The 5,258-nt window shown below is 60.8% G+C and carries 4 protein-coding genes; all 4 read right to left on the reverse strand.

The annotated features are described in order from the left end of the window. Window positions 1-169 precede the first annotated feature (169 nt). The 4 genes from BN2476_RS42950 to BN2476_RS42970 all read right to left on the reverse strand — a co-directional run bounded on the left by BN2476_RS42950 (window position 170) and on the right by BN2476_RS42970 (window position 4,784). Window positions 170-1,834, reverse strand: coding sequence for a Na+/H+ antiporter (locus tag BN2476_RS42950; RefSeq protein WP_087740199.1), 1,665 nt, complete (start codon window positions 1,832-1,834; stop codon window positions 170-172). A 51-nt stretch (window positions 1,835-1,885) separates the two neighbouring features. Continuing rightward, window positions 1,886-2,263, reverse strand: a complete 378-nt coding sequence (locus BN2476_RS42955) for a potassium channel family protein (RefSeq protein ID WP_087740200.1) — start codon at window positions 2,261-2,263, stop codon at window positions 1,886-1,888. Window positions 2,264-2,366: 103 nt separating this feature from the next. Then, window positions 2,367-3,047, reverse strand: a complete 681-nt coding sequence (locus tag BN2476_RS42960) for a VIT1/CCC1 transporter family protein (RefSeq protein ID WP_087740201.1) — start codon at window positions 3,045-3,047, stop codon at window positions 2,367-2,369. 753 nt (window positions 3,048-3,800) lie between these two features. After that, a complete protein-coding gene (locus BN2476_RS42970) occupies window positions 3,801-4,784 on the reverse strand; it encodes a hypothetical protein (RefSeq protein ID WP_087740203.1) in 984 nt (327 codons plus the stop codon). Window positions 4,785-5,258 lie beyond the last annotated feature (474 nt).

The following is a 5,258-nucleotide window of genomic DNA, read 5'->3' on the forward strand; positions in this document are numbered from 1 at the left end:
CAGAAAAATCGTCTCAGTTGGCCATGAAGCGACATCCGTCGTCCGTTACCCAACGGCCGAAGCGCGCTCGAAAGCCGACCATCGTGATCCGAAGGTTGGGTCCTACAAATGCGATGGTGATCGCGAGATCCGGTCCTCGCAAAACTGATCCGGCCCATGCTCCGTGTGGTCACGTACCTGCCTGTTCGCGGGTGGTCAGCGCCGTTTCCGAAAAATCCACTTCCCGCATCAGCTTGCTCAACGTCTCGTCATTGATCTCGTGGGTGTTGCGCAGGGCCAGTAGCGCAGCACGCTCCGCGCGCATTGCCGCAAGGCTGATCTGAATTTCCAGTGCTTCCGCCCGGCGCACTTCGTCAGTGGAATGCCTGTCGTCAGTGAGCGTGGCGAGTCGCCGACGGTAGAGGTCCATCACGCGCGCAGCCACATCCGCGTCGAAGGCTGTTGCCGGCTCGCCAATATCTCCGGTGACGGTTGGATGAAGGTCGTCGATGGCGCGTATGGCGGCTTGCGCTGCAACCTTGCGCGCGTGTTGTTCTTCAACTGCATGTGCATCGTGCGCGTGGTGAGCGCCGTGTAACAACTGCGGCAGTGCGAATACTGCGACCAGCAGCGATGTCAGGATCACACCCGAAGCGATAAAGATCACCAGGTCACGTCCCGGCAACGCCTCACCGCTGGACAATGCAACGGGTATCGACAACACGCCAGCGAGCGTCAGCGCACCGCGCACTCCAGCGACGGTCATGATCGTCACGGTACGCAGCCCCGGCACGGCGTTGATCACGCCTTGCCGGGCCGCACCAAGGCTTGCGAGCCACCGCAGTAGCCAGACCCACACGAAGCGCATCGTATATAGCGCGAGCGTGACTGCCGCGACGTAGCCGATCAGTCGCCACACGTCACCATTGCCTGTCTCGTGAGCGTCAAGCAATGCACGACCGATGATGTGAGGGAACTGCAGTCCCAGCAGGATGAACACCATGCCGTTGAAGACGAATTCGACCATTGTCCAAGTACTGTTTGCCTTTACGCGTGCCGATACCGTGCCGGCGCTGGTGATGGTCGCGTAGTTCATCATCATCCCGGCGGCGACTGCCGCGAGAATACCGGAGCAATGGAAATGTTCGGCGAACAGATAGGCTGCGAACGGGATCAGCAGCGTCAATACAACGCCGGGCGCTGGATCGCCTTCGCCCGTAACGCTGCGGAGGCGCCGTATAACGACGCTGAACAGCCAGCTCACCGCAGCGCCCATCGCAAGGCCGCCCGTGGCGATGATCACGAAGGTGATCGAAGCTTCGCGCAGCGAAAACATGCCAGTCAGCGCGGCCGCAATCGCGAACTTGAGCGCGACGAGCCCCGAGGCGTCATTCATCAGCGCTTCGCCCTCGAGAATATGCATCAGATGCGGTGGAATACGGTTCTTGCCGGCAATGCCAGCCAGCGCGACGGCGTCGGTCGGCGACAGCACCGCTGCGAGCGCAAACGCGATGGGGAGCGAAACTGTCGGCACGAGCGCATGCACGAAGTAGCCAACCACGAGCACCGTCATGAACACGAGGCCAAACGCAAGCAGCAGGATCGAACGGCGCCGCATGAAGAATTCGCGTTTCGGAGTGCGCCATCCGTCCGCGAAGAGTAACGGGGGGATGAAGAGTAGCAGAAACAGTTGGGGGTCGAAGGTGACGTACAGACCGAACTTTGGCCAGGCAAGCAACGCACCGATAGCGATCTGGACGAGCGGTAACGGCAACAGGCCACGCAGAAGCCGCACGACGACGCCCGATACGGCGACCGCGAGCAGGAGGATCAAAACGGTGAAGACGATTTCCATCAGGGTCGACAACCGTGAGAATTGGAGCCGGGTCTGAGTATTAGCTCAGTGCTACAACTGACCAGCGTTTTGTATCGCCTCATGGACGCCGCGAACCGCCGCGGCAGCAACAGTACTCACCGGCAGTATGCCCAGCACCCCGAGCGACACCGAGTCGATGCGGCCAACGGTTGTGGTGGGCACGATGTTGCGGTAGCCGATCGTGATCGCCCTCATCGCGCAAAAGTAGAGGGTCTCCCCAAACGAGCATGGCGATCCGCTTGTCGAGTCGACTGGGCCACCGAAGTTATACATTACGACGGAAAGCAGGAGATAAAGCACAAACAGAAAGGCGATCGGGGCACGTAGCTGCCAAAGGGCTCTGGAAAATTCTGCCACGACGTGGCGAGTCTTCAGCGGGGCGTGTGCGGAACTGTTGGCGTTCTCCATGAAGCAGACCTCTCACAATAGTGTGCGTCGCCCTGCTAACGTACCGGCTCTGCACCCGCAGATGGAAAGCGGGCCGACCAGGTCTAGAAAGGCTTGGGGTCGGTTATCCGCCCAGCTTGATGATTGCCATCGTAAGCAGAATGCCAAGCGCGATCATTGCGACACCTGCCTTCATTGCCCCTGCGCCGGTGTAGCGCCCCAGCGCAAAGCCGGCGATGAAAAGCATCACGAGTGTGAGCACGCGCGAGGCGATGAGGGCCGTTGTAACATCCCTCACGACGAGAAACGGCACCGCGACCGGAAACGTTCCCAGGACAACAAGCAGAAAGATGCCCAGCGCGCCGACGAAGTCACCACTCACAAAATTTGCCCGAGGTGGAAGCGTCGATGCGGTCGCGAGGCGCGCGCGGATCCGCTCGAGGTCGGCATCTTCGACGAGCGGCTCCAGCTTCTCAGGCAATGCATCGCGCAACACCCGCACGGCTACCGCGTGGTCCTGCTCCCGCTTCACGGTCAGCGCGAGTTTCAGGCGCTGCCCTCGATCGGCGAGCGTGCGTACGAGATACATCACGGCGTCGGCCAGGCCCCACGCCAGATTGCATCCGAGCGCGGCGAAGAACATCTTGTATCCCTCATCTTCGCCCGCGGTGACTGCCTTGACGGCGCCGACGAACGTCAGGGCCATGAACAGTCCAAAACATATTTCGCAGACACGGTCAACGGTGTTGAGAATCGGCTCGCGCCGTTCGGGTTCGGCGTGTCCGGCCGGCGTGATAGTGCTCATATGGCCTCGACTCAAGGTAGCAAACGAGACGTTACGCTAGCTGCCAACATGGACTGCTGGTACGAGCGGTATTTGAAAGAGACGACAGGTCGATACTCTCACTTTGATAGACCGGGAGCGGCGAAAGCAGCGGAAGGGGCCCGAGGTCGGCCGGATTCGGCTGTACTGTCGTCCATCATATGCCGGAGTGGATGTTCGCAGGCAAATCACGAACGAATGGTCTCGCATCCTGCGGGTCATGTGGCAAACTTTCTACGTTCCTGCATTAAGCGAATAAAGAAGAACGCGAAAAGGTGGCAGTAGAAGCTCTTGCCGATGAGGGAAGCGATCGGGCCGATCCAGAGACGACGGGGCGCGACCTCAAAGATGCTCCGCGCTGTCGCGCCTACGACGGCAAACGCCGCGAGGCTGCGGCAGCGCCTCGATGGCGGCGACTGGTCGAAACCAAGCGACTGGCAACGAGGCAACATCCGGCTGCCAAGCGACCGTCCGTGAACGGCTGGAAATCGGCCGCTGGCCGAGCGACAGCGAATGCCTGCAACGGGTCGGCTGCGGCCCTTGGCGGGGAGGCTCAACTCTCACATCGCCGCCTCAACTGAAGCTGTTCGAGCAACATGCACAGCGCAAAGAAAAAAGCCCGTAGCGATACGGGCTTTTTGAGTTTCAGCGTGACCTTGCTTACGCCGCCTTTTTCTGCGCGCTGCGCTCCGTCTCCATCGGTGCCTGCTTGAAGAGCGTCCGCACTCTCGGACTTTATTTGCATTGCGGAAGGGCCGACGGCTTTTTCTTGGTCGAGGTAGCCGGGCAGCACCCAGTACAGCAGCAACCGCCTGTGGCGGCGTCATGGGCAAGGGTGCCATACCCGTGAACCAGCGCAATCACTTCGCTGGCGCCTCCCTGTGCAACGGCCTTCGCCAGTTCCACGTCCCGGTCGGAAACTATCTTGACCTCACTGGCTGCCAGGTCGAGCAGCGCCTTGCGCTCTGCGGCAATGTGTGTGCGTTCTTGCTGCTGTGCTTCGCGTTCCTGGGTCCACGCGTAGGCCAACAGCCACGCAGTGCCGATCAGCACAAGGAGAACGATGACAAGGGTGCCTTTGATGATTCTCTGAAGACGTTTCTCGCCCGGGGTCAATGGATCGTTTGCCCCGCCACCGCCTCCCGCGCCAGCTGGTGGCACGCCCGCCCCCGCACCGCCGTCCCCGGCGTCCGGCAGCGCCTCGTCGCGGAAGGCTGACTTGAGGGCATCAGTGCCCTGTACTTCCGTCTTGACCGAACCGGCGGGAAGCGCAAATGTCTGCTCGAACCCGGTGTTGACGTCGCTTTGCGTGAGAAACATGAAGAGATCGTAGTTGTCGTCGACGATCTTCTTCACGGTATCCAGTCCCGGGAACTCGATCTTGCATATAGCACTCCCGTAGTCGATCACAGTCACCCGGAACTCCAATGACCTGTAATCGATACGTCCTTTCAGGGGCGAGTCGACGTGCACCCGGTCAACGAACCGCGTCGCCAGTAATCTTCCAAGCTCTACCTGTATGCGAACCTCGCCCTCGTAAGGCTCCACTTCTGTTCCCGATAAATCGGAAACGTCTTTCCAGAAGGCCTCGCGTCGGCGCTCCGGCGAGTCATACCTTGGTCTTTCGCGCGGACCACCCGGATTCCCATCACGCGGTAGCACGTTGGCGTCGATCAAGGTGATGCGCGCGTACAGAACAGAATCCGGCGTATTGGCCATGGCAGCCACCCCGTGTTTCGAGTCCGGTCACCAAACTAGTCCCCACACGGTCGCCGCTCTGTGCGCTATCGAACAGACACGCCGACCAACCCTTCAATTGCGCGCCGGGGCGGCTGCGCGCGTTTGCGCCGTAGGGCGGCGTTAGCTTCGACTGGAGCCGCCCTTCTGCAGGGGGACATTAGGCTCGTTCAAATCCGACGGTCACGAGCGGCTGCGTGCGGCCCATCTGCGGTCACTGGCCCGTGCATTCGCGCGGACATTCGAACGTCGGATCCGCCCGAGATAAGAGACCCATCATGCTCTTCTAAAGCGATGCAAATCGTTTCGTCACGACAGCCACATGAAGCGGCGCATAACGTGGCCTCTCGAGCGGGCTGGCGCGTCGCTCATCGCCCGCCGGCGACGGCATTTGGCGATGAAACGGCATGGCCAAGCGACAGGTAGCTCCGGTGCAGTAGCGATTCGATGGTTGCC

Origin of the sequence: Paraburkholderia piptadeniae, assembly GCF_900007165.1 — a bacterium.
Taxonomy (GTDB): Bacteria; Pseudomonadota; Gammaproteobacteria; order Burkholderiales; family Burkholderiaceae; genus Paraburkholderia; species Paraburkholderia piptadeniae.